At 74.7% G+C, this 23,793-nt stretch carries 22 protein-coding genes; 13 read left to right on the top strand and 9 right to left on the bottom strand.

Annotation, left to right across the window (positions count from 1 at the left end):
• Nucleotides 1-30 precede the first annotated feature (30 nt).
• On the top strand, nucleotides 31-939 hold the full coding sequence (locus ACZ6J5_RS06165) for an AfsR/SARP family transcriptional regulator (protein ID WP_469388133.1): 909 nt from the start codon (nucleotides 31-33) through the stop codon (nucleotides 937-939).
• A gap of 130 nt (nucleotides 940-1,069) precedes the next feature.
• Complete coding sequence (locus ACZ6J5_RS06160) at nucleotides 1,070-3,193, top strand: helix-turn-helix domain-containing protein (RefSeq protein WP_469388131.1); 2,124 nt, start codon at nucleotides 1,070-1,072, stop codon at nucleotides 3,191-3,193.
• A gap of 369 nt (nucleotides 3,194-3,562) precedes the next feature.
• Here ACZ6J5_RS06160 and ACZ6J5_RS06155 read toward each other — a convergent pair whose 3' ends face one another.
• Nucleotides 3,563-4,786, bottom strand: a complete 1,224-nt coding sequence (locus tag ACZ6J5_RS06155; RefSeq protein WP_469388129.1) for an IS701 family transposase — start codon at nucleotides 4,784-4,786, stop codon at nucleotides 3,563-3,565.
• A gap of 353 nt (nucleotides 4,787-5,139) precedes the next feature.
• Here ACZ6J5_RS06155 and crcB (ACZ6J5_RS06150) point away from each other — a divergent pair, with 353 nt between their 5' ends.
• The 4 genes from crcB (ACZ6J5_RS06150) (at nucleotide 5,140) to ACZ6J5_RS06135 (ending at nucleotide 8,314) form a co-directional block, all read left to right on the top strand.
• Nucleotides 5,140-5,562 (top strand): fluoride efflux transporter CrcB, encoded by a 423-nt coding sequence (gene crcB, locus ACZ6J5_RS06150; RefSeq protein ID WP_469388126.1) that lies wholly within the window; start codon nucleotides 5,140-5,142, stop codon nucleotides 5,560-5,562.
• Nucleotides 5,559-5,981, top strand: coding sequence for a DUF190 domain-containing protein (locus ACZ6J5_RS06145; protein ID WP_469388124.1), 423 nt, complete (start codon nucleotides 5,559-5,561; stop codon nucleotides 5,979-5,981). The genes crcB (ACZ6J5_RS06150) and ACZ6J5_RS06145 overlap by 4 nt, the downstream gene beginning before the upstream one ends.
• Nucleotides 5,978-6,325: a fluoride efflux transporter CrcB gene (crcB, locus tag ACZ6J5_RS06140; RefSeq protein ID WP_469388123.1), complete on the top strand. Its 348-nt coding sequence runs from the start codon at nucleotides 5,978-5,980 to the stop codon at nucleotides 6,323-6,325. The genes ACZ6J5_RS06145 and crcB (ACZ6J5_RS06140) overlap by 4 nt, the downstream gene beginning before the upstream one ends.
• Nucleotides 6,326-6,484: 159 nt before the next feature.
• Complete coding sequence (locus tag ACZ6J5_RS06135) at nucleotides 6,485-8,314, top strand: APC family permease (RefSeq protein ID WP_469388119.1); 1,830 nt, start codon at nucleotides 6,485-6,487, stop codon at nucleotides 8,312-8,314.
• 47 nt (nucleotides 8,315-8,361) lie between these two features.
• Here the strand turns inward: ACZ6J5_RS06135 and ACZ6J5_RS06130 are convergent, their stop codons facing one another.
• From ACZ6J5_RS06130 to ACZ6J5_RS06120, 3 genes are all read right to left on the bottom strand, one after another.
• Nucleotides 8,362-8,937 (bottom strand): hypothetical protein, encoded by a 576-nt coding sequence (locus ACZ6J5_RS06130; protein ID WP_469388118.1) that lies wholly within the window; start codon nucleotides 8,935-8,937, stop codon nucleotides 8,362-8,364.
• A 108-nt stretch (nucleotides 8,938-9,045) separates the two neighbouring features.
• Nucleotides 9,046-9,825 carry a GNAT family N-acetyltransferase gene (locus ACZ6J5_RS06125; protein ID WP_469388116.1) on the bottom strand — a complete coding sequence of 260 codons (780 nt, stop codon included), beginning with the start codon at nucleotides 9,823-9,825 and terminating at the stop codon, nucleotides 9,046-9,048.
• 11 nt (nucleotides 9,826-9,836) lie between these two features.
• On the bottom strand, nucleotides 9,837-10,010 hold the full coding sequence (locus tag ACZ6J5_RS06120) for a hypothetical protein (RefSeq protein WP_469388114.1): 174 nt from the start codon (nucleotides 10,008-10,010) through the stop codon (nucleotides 9,837-9,839).
• Between the two features lie 481 nt (nucleotides 10,011-10,491).
• On the opposite strand from ACZ6J5_RS06120, the gene kdpF reads away from it, so the two are divergent.
• The 6 genes from kdpF to ACZ6J5_RS06090 all read left to right on the top strand — a co-directional run bounded on the left by kdpF (nucleotide 10,492) and on the right by ACZ6J5_RS06090 (nucleotide 18,329).
• Nucleotides 10,492-10,581 carry a K(+)-transporting ATPase subunit F gene (gene kdpF / locus ACZ6J5_RS06115; RefSeq protein ID WP_063785316.1) on the top strand — a complete coding sequence of 30 codons (90 nt, stop codon included), beginning with the start codon at nucleotides 10,492-10,494 and terminating at the stop codon, nucleotides 10,579-10,581.
• Nucleotides 10,582-10,589: 8 nt separating this feature from the next.
• The gene (gene kdpA / locus ACZ6J5_RS06110) at nucleotides 10,590-12,254 is read left to right on the top strand and encodes a potassium-transporting ATPase subunit KdpA (protein WP_469388111.1); all 1,665 of its coding nucleotides are present in this window, start codon (nucleotides 10,590-10,592) and stop codon (nucleotides 12,252-12,254) included.
• Nucleotides 12,251-14,374, top strand: coding sequence for a potassium-transporting ATPase subunit KdpB (gene kdpB, locus ACZ6J5_RS06105; protein ID WP_469388109.1), 2,124 nt, complete (start codon nucleotides 12,251-12,253; stop codon nucleotides 14,372-14,374). Before kdpA ends, kdpB begins: the two co-directional genes overlap by 4 nt.
• 2 nt (nucleotides 14,375-14,376) lie before the next feature.
• Nucleotides 14,377-15,051: a potassium-transporting ATPase subunit C gene (locus ACZ6J5_RS06100; RefSeq protein ID WP_469388107.1), complete on the top strand. Its 675-nt coding sequence runs from the start codon at nucleotides 14,377-14,379 to the stop codon at nucleotides 15,049-15,051.
• 79 nt (nucleotides 15,052-15,130) lie between these two features.
• Nucleotides 15,131-15,820, top strand: coding sequence for a response regulator (locus ACZ6J5_RS06095; RefSeq protein WP_469388105.1), 690 nt, complete (start codon nucleotides 15,131-15,133; stop codon nucleotides 15,818-15,820).
• On the top strand, nucleotides 15,813-18,329 hold the full coding sequence (locus ACZ6J5_RS06090) for an ATP-binding protein (RefSeq protein WP_469388103.1): 2,517 nt from the start codon (nucleotides 15,813-15,815) through the stop codon (nucleotides 18,327-18,329). The genes ACZ6J5_RS06095 and ACZ6J5_RS06090 overlap by 8 nt, the downstream gene beginning before the upstream one ends.
• Nucleotides 18,330-18,347: 18 nt before the next feature.
• On the opposite strand, the gene ACZ6J5_RS06085 is transcribed toward ACZ6J5_RS06090, so the two are convergent.
• Nucleotides 18,348-19,772, bottom strand: coding sequence for a DHA2 family efflux MFS transporter permease subunit (locus tag ACZ6J5_RS06085; protein ID WP_469388101.1), 1,425 nt, complete (start codon nucleotides 19,770-19,772; stop codon nucleotides 18,348-18,350).
• Between the two features lie 14 nt (nucleotides 19,773-19,786).
• Nucleotides 19,787-20,404 (bottom strand): NADPH-dependent FMN reductase, encoded by a 618-nt coding sequence (locus ACZ6J5_RS06080; RefSeq protein WP_469388099.1) that lies wholly within the window; start codon nucleotides 20,402-20,404, stop codon nucleotides 19,787-19,789.
• A gap of 138 nt (nucleotides 20,405-20,542) precedes the next feature.
• Here ACZ6J5_RS06080 and ACZ6J5_RS06075 point away from each other — a divergent pair, with 138 nt between their 5' ends.
• Nucleotides 20,543-21,226: a TetR/AcrR family transcriptional regulator gene (locus ACZ6J5_RS06075; protein ID WP_469388097.1), complete on the top strand. Its 684-nt coding sequence runs from the start codon at nucleotides 20,543-20,545 to the stop codon at nucleotides 21,224-21,226.
• Here the strand turns inward: ACZ6J5_RS06075 and ACZ6J5_RS06070 are convergent.
• The 3 genes from ACZ6J5_RS06070 to ACZ6J5_RS06060 form a co-directional block, all read right to left on the bottom strand.
• A complete protein-coding gene (locus tag ACZ6J5_RS06070; protein WP_469388094.1) occupies nucleotides 21,214-22,056 on the bottom strand; it encodes a hypothetical protein in 843 nt (280 codons plus the stop codon). The two genes, ACZ6J5_RS06075 and ACZ6J5_RS06070, sit on opposite strands and share 13 nt — an antisense overlap.
• A gap of 68 nt (nucleotides 22,057-22,124) precedes the next feature.
• Complete coding sequence (locus ACZ6J5_RS06065; RefSeq protein ID WP_469388091.1) at nucleotides 22,125-23,177, bottom strand: serine hydrolase domain-containing protein; 1,053 nt, start codon at nucleotides 23,175-23,177, stop codon at nucleotides 22,125-22,127.
• Between the two features lie 103 nt (nucleotides 23,178-23,280).
• Nucleotides 23,281-23,736 carry a molybdopterin-dependent oxidoreductase gene (locus ACZ6J5_RS06060; protein WP_469388088.1) on the bottom strand — a complete coding sequence of 152 codons (456 nt, stop codon included), beginning with the start codon at nucleotides 23,734-23,736 and terminating at the stop codon, nucleotides 23,281-23,283.
• Between the last annotated feature and the right edge of the window lie 57 nt (nucleotides 23,737-23,793).

The raw sequence follows: 23,793 nt of genomic DNA, 5'->3' as shown, positions 1-23,793 counted from the left end.
CATCCCGTGCACAGACGCTGAGGGGGCAAAGTGGACGTCCGGATCCTGGGAGGGCTGTCGGTACGCGAGAACGGGGTGTCGATCACCCCGACCGCCGCCGCGCCCCGACAACTGCTGGCCCTGCTCGCGGCCAGTGCCGACCAGGTCGTCCCGGTCGCCGTCCTCATGGAGGAGATCTGGCCGTCCGGCGCCCCGCGCGCCGCGCGGGCCGAGCTCCAGTCGCACGTCTTCGGGCTGCGGGCGCTCATCGGCGCCGCGCTCACCGGGGTCGCTCCCGCGCCCGGCCGTCCTCTGGGCGCCCCCCGGGCCTCCGAGGGCACCGGGGGACGCACCGCCGAGACCGTCCTGGCCGCCCAGTCCGGCGGCTACCGTCTCGATACCGGCGGCGGTTCCCACGACGTCCGTCAGTTCGAGCGCGCCGCCGGCGCCGGCTACCGGGCCATGGAGGCGGGCGACCTCCCGCGCGCGGCGCTCCGCCTCGGCGAGGCCCTCGCCCTGTGGCGCGGCGAGCCGTACGCGGGCGTCGACGCGGGCCCCCGGCTGCGCGCCGAGACCGAGCGCCTGGAGGCCTCCCGGCTGAGCGTGCTCGACCAGTGGGTCGAGGCCCAGTTGGGGCTCGGCCGGCACGTCGAGCTGGTGCCCGAGCTCGCCGTCCTCGCCGCCCGGCACCCCGCCGACGAGTCGCTGCACGGACAGTTCATGGTCGCCCTGCTCCGCTCGGGGCGCGCCGAGGACGCCCTGGAGGCCTACCGCAGGCTCTGCGCCGGGCTCCAGCGCGACGGCGGCCGGGAGCCCTCCGCGCGGCTGCGCCGGCTGCACCGCTCGGTCCTCGCCGTACGGGACGCCGCACTGCCCCGCGTACCCACCCAGTCCAGCGCCCTCTGGCTCCGGCCGAGATCCGAGCCGGCCCTGGCCGGGCTCGCCGGGAGCCTCGTCTGAGGGGCGCCGGCCGGGCCTCCGGGGCACTGGCGGCCGCGGGCCCCGGGCCAAAGGGGAATCAAGTGGTCGATCTCACCGTTGACCGTCGTCGACGCCCGAATTAATTTCGGCCAGCGGAGGGAGTTGAGGCATGTCCTACGACTGCGCGGACGGAGGCGGGGGCGCCGACGCGCTCGCCGTGCTGGAGCTGCTGGCCCGCGGGGCTCCGCCGGGCCGGTTCGCCGAACTCCTCGAACAGGCCCGCGACGAGGGCCGCCCCGAAGCCGAACTGGCCGCCCTGGAAAGGGCCGTTCACCTCGCCGCCGACGTCAGCCGCTCCCTCGCCCGCCGCGAGCGGAGCGAGGAGGGCCTCGCCGCCCTCCTCGACACCACCCGGGACCTGACCCTCCCGTACGACCTGGACGGCCTGCTGCGGATCGTCACCCGCCGGGCCAAGCGCCTCCTCGGCCTCGACCTGGCCTGCGTCACCCTGCGCGGCCCGCACGGCGGGCGTCTGCTGCACAGCGCCGAAGGCGCCCTCACCCCGCTCGACCCGGTCGGCTGCCCCGTCCTCTTCGAAGGCGACGGACTCGGCGGCCTGGTCCACACCCTCGGCGAGCCCGCCTGGACCGAGGACTACCTGGCCGACGCCCGCTTCCCGCACTCCGCCGCCATGGACGACCTGGTCCGCGCGGAGGGCCTGCGGGGCGTCCTCGCGGTGCCGCTGCGCACCGGCGACACCACCCTCGGCGTGCTCTACGGGGCCGACCGCGCCGCCCGCCGGTACACCGGGGACGAGATCGCCCTGGTCGCCGCGCTCGCCGGCCTCGCCGCCGTCGCCACCGAGAAGGCGGGGCTGCTCGACCAGACCAGGGCCGAGGTCACCGAGCTCGAACGGGACAGCTCCCGGGCCCGCACCCGGCTCACCCGGATGAGGTACATCGGCGAGGCGCACAGCCGCATCATGGGCCTGATCCTCGCCGGCGGCGACCTGGGCAACGTGGCCACCGCCGCGGGCGACGCGCTCGACGGCGCCGTCCTGGTCCGCGACCCGGGCGGCCGGACCCTCGCGCGGGCCGGGGAACTGCCCGGTCTCGACGAGGACGCCGTCGCCAAGGCCTCGCTCGACGCCCATGCGCTCCGCCGCCCGGTCCTCACCGCGAGCGGGCCGGGCGGGCCGGGCGGCCCGGGCCCGGCGGGGGAGTCGGGGAGCGGGCACGGCGACGGGATCGGGGCCGGGATCGGAGCCGGGGCCGGGGACAGGGCCGGGATCGGAGCCGGGGACAGGGCCGGGGACGAGGACGGGGACCAGACCTGGGTCGCTCCCGTGCTGGCCGGCTCGGAGGACCTCGGCGTGCTCGTCGTCCGCGCCGCGACCCCGCTCACCGGCGAGGACGAGCGGCTGCTCGAACTGGCCGCGCAGTCCGTCGCGTTCCTGCTGCTGATGCAGCGCTCCACGGCCGTCGCCGAGGGCCCGGTCCGCGACGAACTCCTCGACGACCTGCTCGCCGAGACCCAGCACTCCCCGCAGCAGATCGCCCAGCGGGCCCGCCGCCTCGGCCTCGACCTGCGCAAGCCGCACGTCGTCGTGGTGGCCCGCCCCGAGGGCGGCGAGCAGGGCCGCGCGGTCGTCTGGGCCTCCTCGTACGCGTACCGCGTGTCCGGCCTGAAGACCGTGCACGGCGGCGCGATCGTGCTGCTGCTGCCCGGGGTGGACGCCTCCGCCGCCGCGAAGGCCGTCTCCGGGGAGCTCTCCCCGCTGCTCGGGCATCCCGTGTCGGTGGGCGCCGCCGGGCCCGGCTGGAGCCCGGACAGCGTGAGCCGGCTCTACCAGGAGGCCATGCGCTGCCTGGACGCGATGGGCGCGCTGGGCGGTTCGGGGGCGGCGGCGTCCGTGCAGGACCTCGGCTTCCTCGGGCTGCTGCTCTCCGACGACCACGACGTGGACGGCTTCATCGAGTCGGCGATCGGGCCCGTGCTCGACTACGACGCCGAGCGGTTCACCGACCTGACCCGCACCCTGGAGGCGTACTTCGCCTCCGGCGGCAGCCCGACCAACGCGGCCGAGGCGTTGCACGTGCACCCGAACACGGTCTCGCGGCGGCTGGAGCGGATCGGCGAACTCCTCGGCGCGGAGTGGCAGAAGCCCGGCCACGTCCTGGAGGTGCAGCTGGCGCTGCGCCTCCAGCGCACCCGCGACGTCCTGGCCCGCCAGCGCGCCGAACTCCGCGACGCCCGCGCCGCGTCCCCGCCCTGCGAACGCCCGGGGAGCTGACCGGGCGGCCCGCACCCAGGGCGCCGGGCCTCACGCGGGCGTCCCGCGCCCCGGGCGGTTCCCGTCCGGCGGCCCGGGCCCGGGGTCGCCGGGCCGCCGGACGGGGCGGGAGGCACCAGGGCCCGGAGGCCCGGGGCCCGAAGTCCGGGGGCCGGAGGCTGGGGTCCGAAGTCCGGGGCCCGGGGTCCGGGGTCCGGACCGAGGGGTCCGGAGGCCCGGCGACCGAGGGGCCACCGGTCCACCGGTCCCCTCGGTCCACCGGTCCACCGGTCCCCTCGGTCCACCGGTCCACCGGTCCCCTCGGTCCACCGGTCCACCGGTCCCCTCGGTCCACCGGTCCCTCGGCCCCCGGACTTCGGCCCCCCCGGATCAGCCCGCCGAGCGTCCCTGGAGCGGGACGAAGGCCGCGGGGGCCGCCGTGTTCCAGCCGGGGGACAGGACCGTCGCCGCGTGCGCCGCGGAGGCCAGCGTGATGTGCCGGTGCCAGCCGCGGAACGAGCGGCCCACGAAGTCCCGCAGGCCCGCGCCCTCGCCGACCGCGCGGAAGTCCCGCTCCACCCGGCGCGACAGTTTCGTCAGCCGCAGCAGCGGGCCGACCGCCGACCCGGTCAGGTCGGTGATCCACAGCCGGGCCGGGGCCCGCCGCGGGTCGTCCCACTCGCCCAGCAGCAGCAGCGGGCGCTGCCGCTCCCCGGCCGGCACGGGCAGCGTGACCCGTACCGCCGTGGCCAGCGAGGTCCGCGAGGTGCGCACCCCGGCCGCCGAGTCCACCCAGCTCACCGGGCGCCGCAGCCCCTTCAGGGACTCCAGGATCTGCTGGGCCGTCAGCGGGCCCGCGCCGAAGCCCGGCAGCGAGCGGTCCGCCACGGTCAGCCGGCAGCTCGTGCCGATCCGCGCCACCACCGGCACCCCGGCCAGCGCGAGCCGGTGCAGCGCCGCCCGCCCCGCGCCGCCGCGGATGTCCAGCAGCAGCGGCTTGCGGGTCACCTCCGGCCAGCGGGCGGTGTCGAGCGCCGCGTTCACCGCGCACTCCTCCAGGGTCTCCTCCGCCGCGCCCTCCGGTACCTCCGCGCGGTCGCGCCGCGTGCGGTCCTTCACCCAGGGGTCCGGCAGGAAGAGCCGCCAGTTGACGGGGACGCTGACCTCCTCCGAGGCCATCCACACGCCGAAGGCCTGCTGGCCGCGGAAGACCTGACCGCGCTCCGGGTCGAAGCGGCGGTCGACACCGACCGAGTGGTCGCCGGCCTTCGGTATCGGCATGGGGCGCACCACCCACGCCTGGGGGGCGCTGTTCTGCTGCAGGAACCGGGCCAGCTCCGCCCGCATCGGGCGCCAGTCCCACGTCGAGCTGGAGATGAAGTGGTGCAGGCTCTGCTCCGCCGCCGGACCGCCGATCTGGGCGGCGATGTTGCGGATGGACTTGCGGCCCTGCGCGGTCAGCAGCCCCCGCAGGTACTGCTCGGCCTTGATCCGCTGGTCGCGGCGCGGGAAGGCGGAGAAGAGCGCGGCGCACAACTCGCCGTACACGTCCTCTTCCGCCGCGTCCCGGGGCGCGGCGACGGTCCTGAACCTGGTTGCGACGGATGTACTCACGACACTCCTGACCGACGGTTGCGCAGCTCCCTCCAGCTGCCCCTCCACCGTCGCGCTTCGACACCCCCCGCGACGAGGTGTACCCGGCACCCGTCTGGGCCGCCTGATGGTGGCCGGACCACCGCCATACCCCGCGGGGGGATCTGACAGACTCGCCGGACGGCCTTTGACCGGCGCGCGGCCGGGCCCGGACCATCACTTCACGAGGCTGCACGGGCCGGGCTCCGGTTAATGCCCCAGGCCGAAGACCGTGCCTGTGCGCCTCGCTCCACCGGCACCCGCGCGGACCCGTCATGACCTGCGCGGACCGGACCGCGCCCCGGCCGTCCCCGGAGAGCGCCTACGCTGGTGCCATGGGATTCCGCGCACAGCTTCCGGTCGTCGGCGTGGTCGCCGCGGGCGGCGTGCTCGGCGCCTGCGGCCGGTACGCGGCGACGCTGGCCTGGCCCACCCCGGCCGACGCGTTCCCCTGGACCATCCTCATGGTGAACGCGGCGGGCTGCGCCCTGCTGGGCGTGATCATGGTCTTCGCCACCGAGACCCTCACCCCGCTGCACCCCCTGCTGCGCCCCTTCCTGGGCACCGGCGTCTGCGGCGGCTTCACCACCTTCTCCACCTACTCCCTCGACACCCAGCGGCTGCTCGCCGCCGGGGACGCCGCGCGCGGCCTCTCGTACCTCGCGCTGACCGCGCTGACCGCGCTCGCCGCCGTGTGGGCGGGCGTCACCGCCGCGCGGGCCGTCGCCGGCCCCGCGCCCGAGAGGAGGCGGCGATGACCCGGACCGAGGGTCCCGCCCTGCGCCTGACGGTCCTCGTCGGCGAGGGCGACACCTGGCACCACCGGCCGCTGTACACCGAGATCGTCCACCGCGCCCACGCGGCCGGTCTCGCCGGCGCCTCGGTCTTCCGCGGCATCGAGGGCTTCGGCGGCTCCTCGCTCGTCCACACCACCCGGCTGCTCTCGCTCGGCGAGGACCTGCCGGTCGCGGTCCTCATGGTCGACACCGAGGAGCGGATCCGGGCCTTCCTGCCCCGGCTGGAGGGGCTGATTCCGGACGGACTCGTCTTCCTCGACGCCTGCGAGGTCGTGCACTACGCGGGCGGCGTCCGGGACCGGGACCATGCGGAGCACCAGGAGCACCAGGAGCACCAGGAGCACCAGGAGTCCCCGAAGTCCCCGGAGCCGCCCGAGTGAACTGGCTGCTCGTCGTGCTCGGCGCCGCCGTCGGCGCGCCCCTGCGCTACCTCACCGACCGGGCCGTCCAGGCCCGCCACGACTCCGTCTTCCCCTGGGGCACCTTCACCGTCAACGTCGTCGGCTCCCTCGTCCTCGGCCTCCTCACCGGGATCGCCTCCAGCCGCTGGGGACTGCTCCTCGGCACCGGCCTGTGCGGGGCCCTCAGCACGTACTCCACCTTCTCCTTCGAGACGCTGAAGCTGTACGAGTCGGGCGCCCGCGGCTACGCGGCGGCCAACGTCCTGGGCAGCATCGCCGCCGGGCTCGGCGCCGCCTGGCTCGGCGTCCTCCTCGTCTCGTAGCGCCCGCGCCCCACCCCCTACCCGCTCCCCGCGCGTCAGGATCCCGTCAGGAGGCGCCCGCGCGGCGTCAAGAGCGCGGGAGGAACGCGCCTTCCCGGCCCGAGCGCGCCCCACGCTGGGCACTCCTGTGGGGATCCGAACGTGAAAGGGAACGCGCGCATGGGCGTCCAGACCACCGAGAGCTCAGCCGTACGGGGTGCCGGGGAGCCTCCCGATACGGGGGCCCGGCACCGGCTCACCGCCGTCACCGGGCTCGCCGCCCTCTCGCTCGACGCGATGGCGTCCGTGGCGTACGGGCCCGAGGCCATCGTCCTGGTCCTCGCCGCCGCCGGCGCCCACGGGCTCGGCTTCACCCTCCCGGTGACCCTGGCGATCGCCGGCCTGCTGGCCGTGCTGGTGGCCTCGTACCGGCAGGTCATCGCCGCCTTCCCGGACGGCGGCGGCTCCTACGCCGTCGCCCGCGCGCACCTCGGCCGCCGCACCGGCCTGGTCGCCGCCGCCTCGCTCGTCCTCGACTACGTCCTCAACGTCGCCGTGGCCGTCACCGCCGGGGTCGCCGCGCTCACCTCCGCCTTCCCCGGGCTCTACGGGGACCGGCTGGCGATCTGCCTGGGCGTGCTCGTCCTCGTCACCGCCGTGAACCTGCGGGGCATCGTCGACTCGGCCCGCGCCTTCCTCGTGCCCACCGCCGTGTTCGTCGGCGCGATCCTCGCCATGGTCGTCGTCGGCCTCTTCCGGGACGCGCCCGTCTCCACCGCGACCTCCGCCGGACACGCCTCCGTGCTCGCCGACAACGCCACCACCGTCGGCGCGCTGCTGCTGCTCAAGGCCTTCGCCTCCGGCTGCTCCGCGCTCACCGGCGTCGAGGCCATCGCCAACGCCGTGCCGTCCTTCCGCGCCCCCGCCGCCCGCCGGGCGATGCGCGCCGAGGTCGCCCTGGGCGCGCTCCTCGGCGTCATGCTGATCGGCCTGTCGGTGCTGATCTCCCGCTTCGGCCTCCAGCCGGTCGAGGGCGTCACCGTCCTCGCCCAGCTCGCCGACGCCTCCTTCGGCCACAACGCGGCCTTCTACGTGGTGCAGTTCGCCACCATGCTGCTGCTGGCGCTCTCGGCCAACACCTCCTTCGGCGGGCTCCCGGTGCTGCTGAAGCTGCTCGCGCGGGACGACTACGTGCCGCACGTCTTCGGGCTGAAGGCCGACCGGCAGGTGCACCGGCACGGGGTGGTGTGGCTGGCCGTCGTCTCGGCCGCGCTGCTGGTCTTCTCCGGCGGCGACACCAACACCCTGGTGCCGCTCTTCGCCATCGGCGTCTTCGTCGGCTTCACGATCGCCCAGACCGGCATGGTGCTGCACTGGCGGGCCCGCCGGCAGTGGGGCCGGGCCGCCCTCAACGGCCTCGGCGCCGTGCTCACCGGCGTCTCGGCGGTCGTGGTGACCGCCACCAAGTTCCACGACGGGGCCTGGCTGATCGTGATCGCCCTGCCTCTGCTCGTCGGCCTGTTCGAGCTCGTCCACCGGGCGTACGGCCGGATCGGCGAGCGGCTCGGCGGCGGCCGGATCCCCGCGCCGCCGCACCGGGCGCGCTCCCTCGTCCTGGTGCCGGTCTCCTCGCTGACCCGGCTGACCAGCGAGGCGCTGACCGCCGCCGTCTCGCTCGGCGACGAGGTCCGCGCGGTCACCGTCTGCCATGCGGACCCCGAGGACCGGGAGCAGACGGAGGCGCTGGAGCGCGACTGGGCGCTGTGGAACCCGGGCGTGCCGCTCATCCGGCTGACCTCCGAACGGCGCTCGCTGGGCCGCCCGGTCAGCGCGTACGTGCGGGAGCTGACGGCCGCCGCCCCGGACGTCCGGGTGACGGTGCTGGTCCCGGAGGCGGAGCCGGAGCGGCTGTGGCAGCGGCCGCTGCAGAACCGGCGGGGCGCCGTCGTCGCCCACGCGGTGCGCCGGGACACGGACGCGGTGGTGTGCCGACTGCGGCTGCGGGTCTGACCTGCCCACCCACCCGCCCGGCGCCGCCCGCGCGGTCTCCAGGGTCCTCAGAGCCCGGAGACCCTGAAGACCGTGTGGGCCGTCTCCCGGTCGATCCGGCGCCTCAGCTGCTCCAGGGCCGTGGTCCCGCACAGCAGGGTGCCCTCGCGCAGGGAGGCGCGGGTGTCGGTGTCGAGGAGGTGCCAGAGCGGCGGGTTGGCGACCAGGACGGCCGGGTCGAACTCGGCGCGGTTGCCGTACCGGTCCCGCAGGACGAGCCGCTGGGCGACCCCGTTCGACCAGCGGACCGACACCAGCCGGTCGGTGCGCACGGTCCGCCGGGCGCACAGTCCGCGCACGGTCAGGCGCCCGGGGACGGCGGACACCCGGGCGGGCAGGAGGACGACGAAGAGGAGGACGGCCAGGGCGAGCCAGAGCGGCGCGCCCCAGCCGGCCATGCCGCCGTCGGCGGCGTCGATGCCGACGCAGGCCGCGAGGAGCAGCCCGGCGCACCCGGCGGCGGCCCGCGCCTCGCCGGGCCAGGTGGTGTCACGGGCGGCGGCGGGGGCCGGATCGGGGGGCTCGTCGGGGAGGCCGGGGGAGACGGAGGAGGCGGGGGCGGCCGCGACCTGACGCGGCCTCAAGGCAGCCTTCCCGTAAGGAGACTTCGCGGGCTTCGCGGGCTTCATGGACTTCATGGACCGGACGCTAGGCCCGGCGGCCGGAGCCGCCGGGCCGTCCTGACAGACCGTTTACGCGGCGTACGGCAACCTTGACGCCGGGCTGACGGGCCCGGTCGCGTAGTGCGTGTACTCGCGGGCGAGCCGGAAGCCGGCGGTCCAGGCGAGGAGCCGGCTCGGCCGGTTGTCGCGGGAGCAGCACCAGCTCGCGGTCCGGCCGCGGGCCGCGATGTCGGCGGTGAGGCGCGTGACGCAGGCCAGTGCGAGGCGCCGGCGGCGTTCCTCGGGTGCCGTCACGCAGGCCACGTCCTCGTAGGAGGTGCCCGCGAAGCGGGTGCAGGCCACGGCGAGGACCCGGTCGCGGCGGAAGGCGGCCCAGCCGTGCCCGGAGCCCGCGAGCCCGCCGGGCCCGCTCCAGCCGGCGTGGATCCAGGCCATGGCGGGGTCGAGGGCGGCGAGGGCCGGTGCGTCCCCGGGCGTCAGGCGGCGCACGGTCACGCCCCACGGCGGGTGCGGGCCGGTCACCGGGCCGCGGTGCACGTAGAGCATCCGCTCCCAGGGGGTGAGCCGCTCGAAGGCGGCGCCGAGGGCGGGCAGGAAGCGGTCGGGGGCCTCGATGTGCTGCCCGGCGAAGGGGGCGAGTCCGGCGGGCGGCACGGCGGTCGGGTCGCCGGCCAGCAGGGTGTGCCCGGCGCAGGAGACGCCCACGAGCCGGGGGCGTTCGGCGCGGTCGCTCCACCAGCGGCCGTGCCCGGTGGCCAGGACGTGCTCGGCGAGGGCCGCCGTGCCGGGCCCGGCGGTGAGGAAGGCCCGCGCGGCGGACGGCGGCCGGTGGGCGGGGTGCGGGATCAACGCGGGCCCGTTCAGGCGCTCTGGCCGACGAGTCCGTCGGCGAGCCGGGCGAGCCGGCGGACCGCCCGTTCCTCGGTGGCCGGGGTGGCGCCCTCGTGCGCGGCGGCGAGGCGGGAGCGGCGCCGGGCGCGCCGGGGGCCGGACCGCTGGAGGGAGCCGGTGCGGCCGGACAGGGACGAGGGCATGGCTCCTCCTGGGAGCGGTCAGGGGGGAACGGGAGCGGGGCGCCCGGCCTCGGTGGTCGCGGCGCCCGTCTTCAGCGAAGCCCCCGCCCGTTCCGGCGGCAAGGACGGCGCGTCTTCCCTGACGGCCCTCTGACGAGGATCCGGCCCGCCCGGTCCGGCGCCGGGCGGTGCCGGACCGGTGGGTGTCCGGCCGGGTGCCGGACGGCTCCCGATCGGTTCGAGGCCGGTTCGTGGCCGGTTCGTGGCCGGTCCTGAGCGGGTCGTGTCCGGAAGCGGCGTAGAAGATGCGTCAAGAGGGAGCCCGGCGGCGTTAGGGGGGCGTCAACGGCGGCGGTGACCCGTTCCGGACGAGGTTTGCTCGGCTCGTCAGATAAATCCGCTCACTCTGTCAGGAGCTCACGATGGCCGACGTGGCCTTCGTGGTCACCACGATCGCGGTCTTCGCGCTGGTGGCCTTCATCGCCAAGGGGGTGGCGAAGCTGTGAACGCCGAGAACATCGTCGGCCTCATCGTCGCCGTCGCCCTCCTGGGGTATCTGGTCCTCGCCCTCGTCAAGCCGGAGAGGTTCTGAGCCCCGACATGTCTCCTGTTCTCGCGGGCGTCCTGCAGTTCCTCGCCCTGGCGGCCGCCCTCGCCCTCTCGTACAAGCCGCTGGGTGAGTACATGGCGAAGGTCTACTCCTCGGACAAGCACCTCAAGCCCGAGAAGTGGATCTACAAGGCCATCGGAGCCAACCCCGACACCGAGATGCGCTGGCCCGCGTACCTGCGCGGCGTGCTCGCCTTCTCCGTGGTGAGCGTCCTCTTCCTCTACCTGCTGCAGCGCCTCCAGGGCTCCCTGCCCGGCTCGCTCGGCTTCGTCTCCATCGACCCGGACCAGGCCTTCAACACGGCCGCGTCCTTCGTCGCCAACACCAACTGGCAGTCGTACTACGGCGAGCAGGCCATGGGCCACGTCGTGCAGACCGGCGGCCTCGCGGTGCAGAACTTCGTCTCGGCGGCGGTGGGGATCGCCGTGGCGGTGGCCCTCGTGCGCGGCTTCGCCCGGTCCCGTACCGGCGAGCTCGGCAACTTCTGGGCCGACCTGGTCCGCGGCACCGTCCGGATCCTGCTGCCCATCTCGGTGGTCGGCGCGCTGGTCCTCGTCGCCTGCGGCGCGATCCAGAACTTCGCCGGCATCCACGAGGTCGGCCAGTTCATGGGCGGCACCCAGCAGTGGAACGGCGGCGCGGTGGCCTCGCAGGAGGTCATCAAGGAGCTGGGCACCAACGGCGGCGGCTACTTCAACGCCAACTCCTCCCACCCCTTCGAGAACCCCAACGGGCTCTCCAACCTCTTCGAGATCTACCTGATCCTCCTCATCCCCTTCGCGCTCACCCGCACCTTCGGCCGCATGGTCGGCTCGGTCAAGCAGGGGTACGCGATCCTCGCCACCATGGCGACCATCTGGGTCGGCTTCACCGCCCTTATGATGTGGACCGAGTTCGCGCACCACGGTCCCGCCTTCGACGTCGCGGGCGGCGCGATGGAGGGCAAGGAGACCCGCTTCGGCATCGCCGGCTCGTCGATCTTCGCGGTGGCGACCACGCTCACCTCGACCGGCGCCGTGAACTCCTTCCACTCCTCGTACACCGGCTTCGGCGGCGGCCTCACCATGCTCGGGATGCAGCTCGGCGAGATCGCGCCCGGCGGCGTCGGCTCCGGCCTCTACGGGATGCTGATCATGGCGATCATCGCGGTGTTCATCGCGGGTCTGATGGTCGGCCGCACCCCCGAGTACCTGGGCAAGAAGATCGGCACCCGCGAGATCAAGTACGCGGCCTGCTACATCCTGATCACCCCGGCCCTGGTGCTCACCTTCACCGCCCTCGCGATGGCCCTGCCGACGCCGGCGAACTCCATGACCAACTCCGGCGCGCACGGCTTCTCCGAGATCCTGTACGCCTACACCTCCGGCGCGAACAACAACGGCTCCGCCTTCGCGGGCCTGAACGCCGACACCCAGTGGTTCAACACGACGATCGGCATCGCGATGCTGCTCGGCCGGTTCCTCCCGATGGTGTTCGTCCTCGCGCTGGCGGGCTCCCTCGCCGAGCAGACGCCCGTCCCCGAGACCGCGGGCACCCTGCGCACCGAGAAGCCGCTCTTCACCGGACTTCTCGTCGGCACGATCATGATCATCACCGGTCTGACCTACTTCCCGGCCCTGGCACTGGGACCGCTCGCCGAAGGGCTGGCATCATGAGCACCCTCACCCCCACCCGCGCCCCGCACGACGAGGACGCCGCGACCCCGCGCGCGGGCACCGGCGCGGGACGGGTCGGCGGCGGGCTCTTCGACCCGAAGCAGCTGCTGAAGTCGCTGCCCGACGCGCTGCGCAAGCTGGACCCGCGCGTGATGGTGAAGTCGCCGGTCATGTTCGTGGTCCTGGTCGGCTCGGTGGTCACCACCGGGCTCGCGATCGCGCACCCCGGCGACTGGTTCGGCTGGGCGATCACCGCCTGGCTCTGGCTCACCACGATCTTCGCCAACCTGGCGGAGGCGGTCGCCGAGGGCCGGGGCAAGGCGCAGGCCGACACCCTGCGCAAGGCCAAGACCGACACCGTCGCCCGCCGGATCATCGGCAGTAACGAGGAGCGCGTCCCCGGCACCGAGCTGCGGATCGGCGACCTGGTGGTCTGCGAGGCCGGCGACGTCATCCCCGGCGACGGCGACGTCGTCGAGGGCGTCGCGTCCGTCGACGAGTCCGCCATCACCGGCGAGTCCGCGCCCGTGATCCGCGAGTCCGGCGGCGACCGCTCGGCCGTCACCGGCGGTACGAAGGTGCTGTCCGACCGGGTCGTCATCAAGATCACGACGAAGCCCGGCGAGACCTTCATCGACCGCATGATCAACCTGGTCGAGGGCGCCGCCCGGCAGAAGACCCCCAACGAGATCGCCCTCAACATCCTGCTGGCGTCCCTCACCATCGTCTTCCTGCTGGCCGTCGTCACCCTCAAGCCCTTCGCGATCTACGCCGGGGCCGACGAGCAGACCTCGATGATCGTCCTCGCGGCGCTCCTGGTCTGCCTCATCCCGACCACCATCGGCGCCCTGCTCTCCGCGATCGGCATCGCGGGCATGGACCGGCTCGTGCAGCGCAACGTCCTCGCCATGTCCGGCCGCGCCGTCGAGGCCGCCGGCGACGTGTCGACCCTGCTGCTCGACAAGACCGGCACCATCACCCTGGGCAACCGCCAGGCCGCCGAGTTCGTCCCGGTCAAGGGCACCACCGCAGCCGAGGTCGCCGACGCCGCCCAGCTCTCCTCCCTCGCGGACGAGACCCCCGAGGGCCGCTCGATCGTCGTCCTCGCCAAGGAGAAGTACGGGCTGCGCGAGCGGCACCAGGGCGAGCTCGCCCACGCCGAGTGGATCGCCTTCACCGCCCAGACCCGCATGTCCGGCGTCGACCTCACCGAGGACGGCGTGGCGCGCAAGGTCCGCAAGGGCGCGACCGGTTCGGTCGTCGCCTGGGTGAAGGAGAACGGCGGGCAGGTCGCCGAGGACGCGCAGGCGGTCACCGACGCGATCTCCCAGGCCGGCGGCACCCCGCTGCTGGTGGCCGTCCAGGACGCCAGGGGCGCCCGGGTCCTCGGCGTCATCCACCTCAAGGACGTGGTCAAGGAGGGGATGCGCGAGCGCTTCGACGAGCTGCGCCGGATGGGCATCAAGACCATCATGATCACCGGCGACAACCCGCTGACCGCCAAGGCCATCGCCCAGGAGGCGGGCGTCGACGACTTCCTCGCCGAGGCCACCCCCGAGGACAAGATGGCCCTCATCAAGCGGGAGCAGGCCGGCGGCAAGCTGGTCGCGATGACCGGCGACGGCACCAACGACGCCCCGGCCCTCGCCCAGGCGGACGTCGGCGTCGCGATGAACACCGGCACGTCGGCCGCGAAGGAGGCCGGCAACATGGTCGACCTCGACTCCGACCCGACCAAGCTCATCGAGATCGTCGAGATCGGCAAGCAGCTCCTCATCACCCGGGGCGCGCTGACCACCTTCTCCATCGCCAACGACGTGGCGAAGTACTTCGCGATCATCCCCGCCATGTTCGCCGTCGCCTACCCGGGCCTCGACAAGCTGAACATCATGGCGCTGTCCTCGCCCCAGTCCGCGATCCTGTCCGCCGTCATCTTCAACGCGCTGATCATCATCGCCCTCGTGCCGCTCGCCCTGAAGGGCGTCCGCTACCGCCCGACCAGCGCCGACAAGATGCTCCGCCGCAACCTCGGCCTGTACGGACTCGGCGGCCTGGTCGCCCCGTTCGTCGGCATCAAGCTCATCGACCTGATCCTCTCCCTCATCCCCGGAATCGGCTGATCATGAACAACTCGGTAGGAAACGCGGGGCGGTTGCTCTGGGCGGGCCTGCGCGCCCTGCTCGTCCTCACGGTCGTGTGCGGCGTGCTCTACCCGCTCGCCGTCACCGGGATCGCCCAACTGACCATGCCCGGAAAGGCGAACGGCTCCGAGATCAAGGACGCGAGCGGGAAGGTCGTCGGCTCGGAACTGATCGGGCAGACCTACAACCTGCCGCTCAAGGACGGCGAGGAGACGCCGAGCCCGGACCTGAAGTGGTTCCAGCCGCGCCCGTCCAACGGCCTCGGCACCAACAGCGTCAACACCCAGTACAAGATCATCCTGTCCGGCGCGACCAACCGCTCCGGCGACAACGCCGACCTGATCAAGTGGGTCACCGACGCCAAGGCCGCCGTCGTCAAGGACAACTCCACCGAGGGCTTCACGGTCAAGCCCTCCGAGGTCCCCGCCGACGCGGTCACCTCCTCCGGCTCCGGCCTCGACCCGCACATCTCCCCCGCGTACGCGAAGCTCCAGGTCCACCGGATCGCCGAGCGCAACGGCCTCCCCGTCGCCGCCGTCGAGCGGCTGGTCGCCGAGCACACCGACGGGCGCATCCTCGGCTTCGTCGGCGAGCCCCGGGTCAACGTCCTCCAGCTCAACATCGCCCTCAAGGCGCTCGTGGCGGCCAAGGGCTGACCGGAGTGTTACACGACAGGCCCCGCGGGCCCGGGAGAGCACCCCGGGCCCGCGCGGACGTGAACAGGAAGGCAGCGGGATGACCCGGGTACTGGTCGTGGAGGACGACCCGCAGCTCGCGCGGGCGCTGGTCATCAACCTCCAGGCACGGACGTACGAGGTGGACTCCGCGCCCGACGGGGCCACCGCCCTCCGGCTCGCCGCCGACCGCCGGCCCGACGTCGTGCTCCTCGACCTCGGGCTGCCCGACATGGACGGCCTCGACGTCATCGCCGGACTGCGCGGCTGGAGCCGGGTGCCGATCCTCGTGCTCTCCGCCCGCAGCGCCTCCGAGGAGAAGGTGCACGCCCTCGACGTGGGCGCCGACGACTACATGACCAAGCCGTTCAGCATGGACGAGCTGCTCGCCCGGCTGCGGGCCGCCGCCCGCCGCCGGGAGGCGGTGCCCGGGACCGAGGTCACCGTCGTCGCCACCGAGGACTTCACCGTGGACCTGGTGGCCCGCAAGGTGCGCCGGGGCGGCCGGGACGTCCGGCTCACCCCGACCGAATGGCACCTGCTCGACATCCTGGTCCGCAACCCCGGCCGGCTCGTCGCCCAGCGGCACCTCCTGGAGGAGGTCTGGGGCGCCGGCTACCGGGGCAACACCAACTACCTGCGGGTGTACATGGCCCAGTTGCGGCGGAAGCTGGAGCCGGACCCCTCGCACCCGCGCTACCTGATCACGGAGCCCGGCATGGGCTACCGCTTCGAGCCCGCCCGTGGCTAGGCGCGGCAGGCTCCGCATCTACCTCGGCGCGGCGCCGGGCGTCGGCAAGACGTACGCGATGCTCTCCGAGGGGCACCGGCGGGTGGAGCGGGGCACGGACTGCGTGGTGGCGTTCGTGGAGCACCACGACCGGCCGCGTACGGAGGTGATGCTGCACGGCCTGGAGCAGGTGCCGCGCCGGGAGATCGAGTACCGGGACACCGTCTTCCCCGAGATGGACATCGACGCGGTCCTCGCCCGCCGCCCCGCCGTCGCCCTCGTCGACGAACTCCCGCACACCAACGTGCCCGGCTCCCGCAACCCCAAGCGGTGGCAGGACGTCGAGGAGCTGCTGGCCGCCGGGATCGACGTCATATCGACGGTGAACATCCAGCACCTGGAGTCGCTGGGCGACGTGGTCGAGTCGATCACGGGGGTCCGGCAGCGCGAGACGGTGCCGGACGAGGTGGTGCGGCGGGCGGACCAGATAGAGCTGGTCGACATGTCGCCGCAGGCGCTGCGGCGGCGGATGGCGCACGGCAACGTGTACAAGCCGGACAAGGTCGACGCGGCCCTGGCCAACTACTTCCGGCCCGGCAACCTGACCGCACTGCGGGAGCTGGCCCTGCTGTGGACCGCCGACCGGGTCGACGAGTACCTCCAGGAGTACCGCACCGAACACCGGGTCTCCGCCATCTGGGCCTCCCGGGAGCGGATCGTCGTCGGGCTCACCGGCGGCCCGGAGGGGCGCACCCTGATCCGGCGGGCCGCGCGGCTCGCGGAGAAGGGCGCGGGCGGCGAGGTGCTGGCCGTCTACATCTCCCGCAGCGACGGCCTGACCTCCGCCTCCCCGAAGGAGCTCGCCGTCCAGCGGACCCTGGTGGAGGACCTGGGCGGCACCTTCCACCATGTCGTCGGCGACGACGTCCCCGCCGCGCTGCTGTCCTTCGCGCGGGGCGTCAACGCCACCCAGATCGTCCTCGGGGTCAGCCGCCGCCGCTCCTGGCAGTCCGTGTTCAGCCCCGGCGTCAGCGCCGTCGTCGCCCGCGAGTCGGGCCCCGACCTCGACGTCCACATCGTCACCCACGACGCCGTCGCCAAGGGCCGCAGGCTGCCCGGGGTACGCGGCGGCCGGCTCTCCCGGGCCCGGATCGTCTGGGGCTGGCTGGTCGGCGTGGCCGGGCCGCTGCCGCTGGCGCTGCTCCTCGGCGCGCTCGTCCCGGGCATGGGGTTCGCCAACGACGTGCTGCTGTTCCTGTCGCTGACGGTCGCCGCCGCGCTGCTCGGCGGGCTGCTCCCGGCGCTCGCCTCCGCGGCGGTCGGCTCGCTCGTCCTCAACTACTTCTTCACCCCGCCGATCGGCGAACTGACCATCTCCGACCCGGAGAACATGGTCGCGCTGGGCATCTTCGCCGGTGTCGGCGCCTCCGTCGCCTCGGTGGTGAGCCTCGCCGCCCGGCGCACCCACCAGGCGGCCCGGCTGCGCGCGGAGGCGGAGACCCTGGCGTTCCTCGCGGGCAGTGTGCTGCGCGGGGAGACCGGGCTGGACGCGCTCCTGGAACGCCTCCGCGAGACCTTCTCGATGGAGTCGGTCGCCCTCTTCGAGCGGGCCGGGGAGCCCGCCCCCTGGGTCCGGGTGACCTGCGTGGGCGCCGCCCCGGTGGAACGGCCCGAGGGCGCGGACGTCGAGATGGCGGTCGGCGACGGGCTGGTGCTCGTGCTGACCGGCCGGGTGCTGCCCGCCGAGGACCGCCGGGTGCTCGGCGCCTTCGCCGCGCAGACCGCCGTGGTGCTGGAGCGGCAGCGGCTGGTGGACCAGGCGGAGGAGGCCCGCGCGCTCGCCGAGGGCAACCGGATCCGCACCTCGCTGCTGGCCGCCGTCAGCCACGACCTGCGTACCCCGCTGGCCGGCATCAAGGCGTCGGTGACCTCGCTGCGTTCGGACGACGTGGAGTGGTCGGAGGCCGACCGGGCGGTGCTCCTGGAGGGCATCGAGGACGGCGCCGACCGGCTCGACCACCTGGTGGGCAACCTCCTCGACATGTCCCGCCTGGAGACCGGGACGGTGACGCCGGTGATCCGGGAGACGGACCTGGACGAGGTGGTGCCGATGGCGCTCGGCGGGGTCCCCGACGGGAGCGTCGAGCTCGACATCCCGGAGACGCTGCCGATGGTCGCCGTCGACCGGGGGCTGCTGGAGCGGGCGGTCGCCAACATCGTGGAGAACGCGGTCAAGTACAGCCCCGGCGGCGTGCCCGTCCTGGTCTCCGCGGGCGCCGTCGCCGGGCAGGTGCAGATCCGGGTGGTGGACCGGGGACCGGGCGTCCCGGACGACGCCAAGGACCGCATCTTCGCGCCCTTCCAGCGGTACGGGGACGCCCCGCGCGGGGCCGGGGTGGGCCTCGGCCTCGCGGTGGCCCGAGGCTTCGTGGAGGCCATGGGCGGCACCATCACCGCCGAGGACACCCCCGGCGGCGGCCTGTCGATGGCGATCACCGTGCCCCTGGCGGCGGCCCTCGGCCCCCGCTGACCCGGCGGGCGCCGGGTGTCAGCGGGCGCGGGCGGTGCGGCCCGGCAGGAACAGGGCGGGCAGCACCGCCGCCGCCAGCAGGGCCGCCGCCACCGCGAACGCGGTGCGGAAGCCGTCCGGTCCCGGGCCCGCCGTACCGAGCACGACCGAGCACAGGGCGGTGCCGACGGCGGCGCCGAGTTGCGAGTTGATGCCGAGCGCGGTGCTGGCCGCGGCCATCCGGTCCTTGGCGAGGGAGCGGCTCGCCGTGGTCATCGTCGGCATCAGGACCATGCCCGCTCCCGCGCCCATCAGCATCGCCGCCGCGACCACCCGCCAGGGCGACACGCCTTGTGTGCCGGTGGCCAGGGCCGTCAGCGCCATGCCGAGGGCCGCGAGGGCGGCCCCGAGGGGGATCAGCCGCCGGGGCGAGGCGGTGTCCACGCGCCGGGCGGCGATCTGCATGGCCACGCCGACGGTGAGCCCGACCGGGGCGACCAGCAGCCCGGCGGCGGTCGGGCTGAAGCCGCGCACGCCCTGCCAGTACAGCGGGGCCAGCAGCATCGAGCCGAAGTAGCCGCAGGTGAACAGCGCCAGGGTGGCGGTCCCGACGGCGAAGGTGCGGTCCCGCAGCAGCCGCAGGTCGAGCAGCGGCTCCCGGACCGTCAGGGCCCGCCGGACGAAGACCGCCACGAGCAGCGGTCCGGCCAGCGCGGGGACCAGCGTCCCGGGCGCGGTGAAGTCGCCGGTCTCGCCGCCGCGCGCCAGCCCGTAGAGCAGCAGCGCGAGGCCGGGGGAGAGGGTCAGCAGGCCGGGCACGTCGAGCCGGGGCGCCGGGTCGCCGGGGCGCGGGGCGTCCGGGCGCAGCAGCCGGGCGGCGAGGAACAGCGCGACCGCGCCGACCGGCAGGTTGATCAGGAAGATCCAGTGCCAGGAGGCGGTGTCGAGCAGCCGCCCGCCGAGCGCGGGCCCGGCCACCGGGCCGACCAGGATGGGCAGTCCGAGCAGGGCCATCGCCCGTCCGAAGCGCTCGGGGTCGGCGGCCCGCATCACCATCGCCATGCCCACCGGCATGAGCAGCCCGCCGCCGAGCCCCTGCACGGCACGGAAGGCGATCATGCTGCCCGCGTCCCAGGCGAGGGCGGCGAGCAGCGAGCCGAGGGTGAAGAGGACGAGGGCGGTGAGGTACGTGCGCCGGGCGCCGATCCGGCCCATCGCCCAGGCGGCGGTGGGGATGACGGCGGCCAGCGCGAGGGAGTACGCGGTCGCGGTCCACTGGATGGTGGCCAGCGGGGCGTCGAAGGCATCGGAGAGCTTGCGCAGGGCGACGTTGACGATGGTGACGTCGAGGACGGACATCACGGAGCCGATCACGACGACGGCCAGGACCCGGCCGAGCGGGGTGCCGGGCGGGGTGTCCGGGCCGGCGGTCCGGCCGGCGGCGCGGGGGGCGAGGGTGCTCATCGGGCGCCCGCCGCTCAGCCCTGGTAGGGGAGGGCCGCGCGGGCGGTGCGCAGCGCCCGCCCCCACCACTGGAGCTGGCCGAGCATCCCCTTCGCGGCGCCCTCGGTGACGGCCCGGTCGCGCGGGGCGCCGTCCGGGCCGAGGCCGGACCAGGGGCCGTGCAGGCTGACGGAGTCGCGCACGGTGGTGGCGTGCAGCTCGGCGAAGACCATCCGGAGCTGTTCGACCGCGCGCAGTCCGCCGCCGAGGCCGCCGTAGGAGACGAAGCCGACGGGCTTGGCGTGCCACTCCTCGCGGTGCCAGTCGAGGAGGTTCTTCAGGGCGGCCGGGAAGCTGTGGTTGTACTCGGGCGTGACGACCACGAAGGCGTCGGCGGCGGCCAGCCGGGGCGAGACCTCGGCGAGCGCGGCGGTGGCGCGGGGGTCCGGCGTCCCGCCCCAGCCCGGCATGACGAGCGGCAGGTCGACCTCGGCGAGGTCGATCACGTCGAGGTCGAGGCCGCCGTGGCGGCGGGCGACACCGAGGAACCAGTCGGTGACGGCGTCGGCTTGGCGCCCCTCGCGGACGCTGCCGACGAGGACGGCGACCCGCAGGGGCGCGGTGGCGGTGGCGGTGGCGGTGTTCTCGGACATGGCGGGTCCCCTCCCGGAGCGGTGCGGACGCGGGGTGCGTCCGGCGCTCCGCTAAAGTACAACGAGCGTTGTTAAAAGTACAACGCACGTTGTATTTCATTGCGGCGGTTACGCTGCGGTGTCGACGAGGAGGAGTGCATGAGCAGCGGCAACGAGGCCTGGATGGAGCGGGCCCGGCGCGAGATCCCGCCCCGCAGGCTGGAGAAGCGGCTCGCCGTGGTCCGCGCGGCCTGCGGGGTCTTCGGCCGCGAGGGGTACGCGCGCGCCTCCGTCGACGCGCTCGCCGCCGCCGCGGGCGTCTCCACGCGCACGGTCTACAACCACTTCCCCGGCGGCAAGGCCGAGCTCTTCCGCACGGTCATCACCTGGACCGCCCACGCCGTCCGGGACGCCCAGCTCGCCCGGCTGCACGCCCTGCTGGACCCCGGCCGGCCGCCCCACCCCGAGCTGCTGGAGCGCGAACTGCGCGCCCTGGCGCACGCCTTCACCGACCTGATCGCCGAATATCCCGACCACTTCGCGCTCGTCCGGCACATCCACGCCGAGGCCGGCCATGTGCCCGCCGAGGTCATGGCCGCCTGGCAGCAGGCCGGTCCCGCCCCCGTGGCCGAGGCCCTCACCGAGGCCCTGGCGGGACTCGCCGAGGCCGGTCTGCTCGACCTGCACGGCGACGCGGCCCTCGCGGCCGGCCACTTCCTGGCGCTCAGCTCGGCCACCATCCTCCAGCGCTCCCACTACGGCGTGGTGCCGCTCCCGGAGGACGAGACCGACCGGCTGCTCACCGGCGGCGTCGCCGCCTTCCTGCGCGCCTACCGCGCCTGAGGCACCGGCCCGCCCGGCACCGGCACGTAGGCGCGGGCCGCCGGCCGGGCCGCCGCCCCGGCGGCCGGCACCAGGGCGAAGCCGTGGTTGGCCGCGACCGAGCGGATGTGGTCGGCCGACAGGGAGCCCTGCCGCTCCAGGACCAGCGCCGGCAGCCCCGACCGGCCGCGCCCGGCGGCCCGGTGGAAGGAGAGCACGCTCGTCGACACCGGCTCGTGGTGCGGATGGCGCCGCCGGGCCGCCGCGTCGTCCGGATGCGCGAGCACCCGCACCTCCGGCTCCCGGCCGAAGTCGGCGACCGCCCCTTCGCCCCGCCAGTGCGGAAGCTGCCGGGTGCGGTTGGCCGAGGTGACGAACAGGTACTCCGTGCCCGCCCGCTCGATCGCCGAGGCCAGGAAGGCGTTCGACGGGCACCGCCGCCCCGGCGCGATCACCTGCACGGTCGCCACCCCCGCCGAGACCGCCGTCAGGTGCCCCGGCAGCCGCTCGGCGGCCGGCCCCCGGAAGCCGAACGGGCCGAGCTCGTACAGCTCGTCCATCAGCGATCTGAGCTGCCGCCGGGGCAGCTCCGCGGGCAGCCGGGTCCAGTCGAACAGCCCCGGCAGCACGTCCGGCGGCCCCGTCACGCTGCCCGTCTGCCCCGCCGGGCGCCCCTTGAAGCGGTTGACCCGCTCGACCGCCGCCCGCTCGGGGCGGGCGGTCAGCGCGTAGAAGTGCCCGAAGCCGTGCACCACCGCGACCCCCCGGGCCAGCTCCCCCGCCGCCTCCCGCAGGTCCTCCGCGTCCCCCAGAACCAGCTCCCTGACCAGCACCGTCCGTTCGTCACCCATCGCCGCGCCTCCACCGTCGTTCGCCTACCTGATCGTTTACGGCGTGCAACGACGCCACCGCCGTCCGGTCACGTGGCCGAGAACACCGCCGCCCGGAACGCGTCGCGCACCGCCGTCACGGGACCCGTCTCCCGCGTGAAGTAGAGCTTGTTCGTGAGCAGCACCGCCCAGCGGCCGCGCGCCGGGCTGACCCACATCCCGGTGCCGGTGAAGCCGTAGTGCGTCCACACGTCGTCCCGCACGCCGGTGCCCGGCGCGAGGTGCCAGAACAGGCCCCGGGGCGGCGCCAGTCCACCCGTGCGGACCCGCAGCGAGTCCGCCACCCAGCCGGGCCCGAACGGCCCGGCCGCACCGCCCGGCCCGCCCGCCGCCAGCAGGTGCGCGAGCAGCCGCCCCAGGTCCCGCGCGGTGGAGAAGGTGCCCGCTATGCCGCAGGCGCCGCCCAGCAGCCGGCTGGAGAAGTCGTGCACGGTGCCCTTCAGATGGGCGCCCGTCAGGTCGTCGAACTCGGTCGGCGCGCAGCGCGCCGCCACGGCCGAGGGCAGCGGCCCGTACCGCGTCTCCGCCATCCCGAGCGGCGCCCAGATCCGCTCGGCCGCCAGCTCCCGCAGCGGGCGCCCGGTCAGGTGCTCCGCCAGGTAGCCGAGCACCAGCGCCGCCCGGTCGGTGTACTCGACGGCCTCCCCGGGCGGCCTGCGCAGCGCCTCGCGCAGCACCCCGCGCCGTACGTCCCCGGGGTCGCTCCCGTACAGATGCCGCAGGTTGGCCCGCAGTGGCAGCCCGGCGGTGTGGGTGAGGAGCTGGTGCGGGGTCACCGGCGCCAGCGGCCGCCCGGCGACCTCCGGCCAATAGGCGCCGAGCGGGGTGTGCGGGTGCAGCGCGCCCGCCTCGACCAGCGTGCCCACCACCGGCCACACGGCGATCACCTTCGTGAGGCTGGCGAGGTCGTAGAGGGTGTCGGGCCGCGCGGGTTCCTCGCGCCGGGTGGGATCGAGCAGCCCGACGGCCCCGCCCGCCGTCGTCCCGCCGGCGTCGCCGACGGCCCAGACCGCCCCGGGAAAGGCGAGGGAGCGCACCCCGTCCTGGAGGAGCCGCTCGACGAGAGAAGTCCTGGACGTCATGTTCACACCAGGTGTCTACCCCGCCGGAAGCCGTCACCGGCCCCGGCGCGACGGTGAACTCCCCATGTTTTGCTCCCTGTTGGAGCGGAATTCGACGCGCCGCCTACGCCCCGACGGGCACCCGCACCGGCAGGGTGCCGACCCAGATCCCGGTCACCGCGCTCACGTACCGGGCGCCGCAGCGGTCGGACGGCACGACCAGCTGCGTACCGGCCGCGTCCAGCTCCACCCCGTCCACGCGGGTGGCCAGCAGCACCGGCGCGTCCCCGAAGTCGGCGTCGATCTCCGCCCAGGACAGCGCCGTGTGGTGCCCGTCGCCGCCGCTCACCGTCAGCAGGAAGCGCGAGCGCTCCTTGCGCCGCGCCGGGTCGAAGTCCGGGCGCGCCCGGCCCACCACCTCGCGCAGCAGCGGGCCCTCGAAGACGTGGTGCTGCGGCCCGGCCGTCGCGCAGTCGAAGACGACCCGGGCCCGGTGCGCGGGCCACTCCCGGCGCAGGTCCGCCACGGTCAGCGTGACGGGATGGGCCAGCTCGCCCCACAGGGCGAAGGATCCGCTCATCGTCGATGATCCCTTCGTACGCTCGCCGGGGCGGCGGCCGTCCCCCGCCCACGCGAC

It is taken from the genome of Streptomyces sp. NPDC042100, from assembly GCF_055582325.1.
This window is presented reverse-complemented; position numbering and strand designations above follow the sequence as displayed.

What these genes read in the sequence shown, in the direction of transcription:
- ACZ6J5_RS06070 (WP_469388094.1), bottom strand. Translation starts at nt 22,056, where the DNA reads ATGGGTGACGAACGGACGGTGCTGGTCAGGGAGCTGGTTCTGGGGGAC.
- ACZ6J5_RS06160 (WP_469388131.1), top strand. Translation starts at nt 1,070, where the DNA reads ATGTCCTACGACTGCGCGGACGGAGGCGGGGGCGCCGACGCGCTCGCC.
- ACZ6J5_RS06060 (WP_469388088.1), bottom strand. Translation starts at nt 23,736, where the DNA reads ATGAGCGGATCCTTCGCCCTGTGGGGCGAGCTGGCCCATCCCGTCACG.
- kdpB (WP_469388109.1), top strand. Translation starts at nt 12,251, where the DNA reads ATGAGCACCCTCACCCCCACCCGCGCCCCGCACGACGAGGACGCCGCG.
- ACZ6J5_RS06075 (WP_469388097.1), top strand. Translation starts at nt 20,543, where the DNA reads ATGAGCAGCGGCAACGAGGCCTGGATGGAGCGGGCCCGGCGCGAGATC.
- ACZ6J5_RS06095 (WP_469388105.1), top strand. Translation starts at nt 15,131, where the DNA reads ATGACCCGGGTACTGGTCGTGGAGGACGACCCGCAGCTCGCGCGGGCG.
- ACZ6J5_RS06080 (WP_469388099.1), bottom strand. Translation starts at nt 20,404, where the DNA reads ATGTCCGAGAACACCGCCACCGCCACCGCCACCGCGCCCCTGCGGGTC.
- ACZ6J5_RS06065 (WP_469388091.1), bottom strand. Translation starts at nt 23,177, where the DNA reads ATGACGTCCAGGACTTCTCTCGTCGAGCGGCTCCTCCAGGACGGGGTG.
- kdpA (WP_469388111.1), top strand. Translation starts at nt 10,590, where the DNA reads ATGTCTCCTGTTCTCGCGGGCGTCCTGCAGTTCCTCGCCCTGGCGGCC.
- ACZ6J5_RS06145 (WP_469388124.1), top strand. Translation starts at nt 5,559, where the DNA reads ATGACCCGGACCGAGGGTCCCGCCCTGCGCCTGACGGTCCTCGTCGGC.
- ACZ6J5_RS06100 (WP_469388107.1), top strand. Translation starts at nt 14,377, where the DNA reads ATGAACAACTCGGTAGGAAACGCGGGGCGGTTGCTCTGGGCGGGCCTG.
- ACZ6J5_RS06085 (WP_469388101.1), bottom strand. Translation starts at nt 19,772, where the DNA reads ATGAGCACCCTCGCCCCCCGCGCCGCCGGCCGGACCGCCGGCCCGGAC.
- crcB (WP_469388126.1), top strand. Translation starts at nt 5,140, where the DNA reads ATGGGATTCCGCGCACAGCTTCCGGTCGTCGGCGTGGTCGCCGCGGGC.
- ACZ6J5_RS06135 (WP_469388119.1), top strand. Translation starts at nt 6,485, where the DNA reads ATGGGCGTCCAGACCACCGAGAGCTCAGCCGTACGGGGTGCCGGGGAG.
- ACZ6J5_RS06120 (WP_469388114.1), bottom strand. Translation starts at nt 10,010, where the DNA reads ATGCCCTCGTCCCTGTCCGGCCGCACCGGCTCCCTCCAGCGGTCCGGC.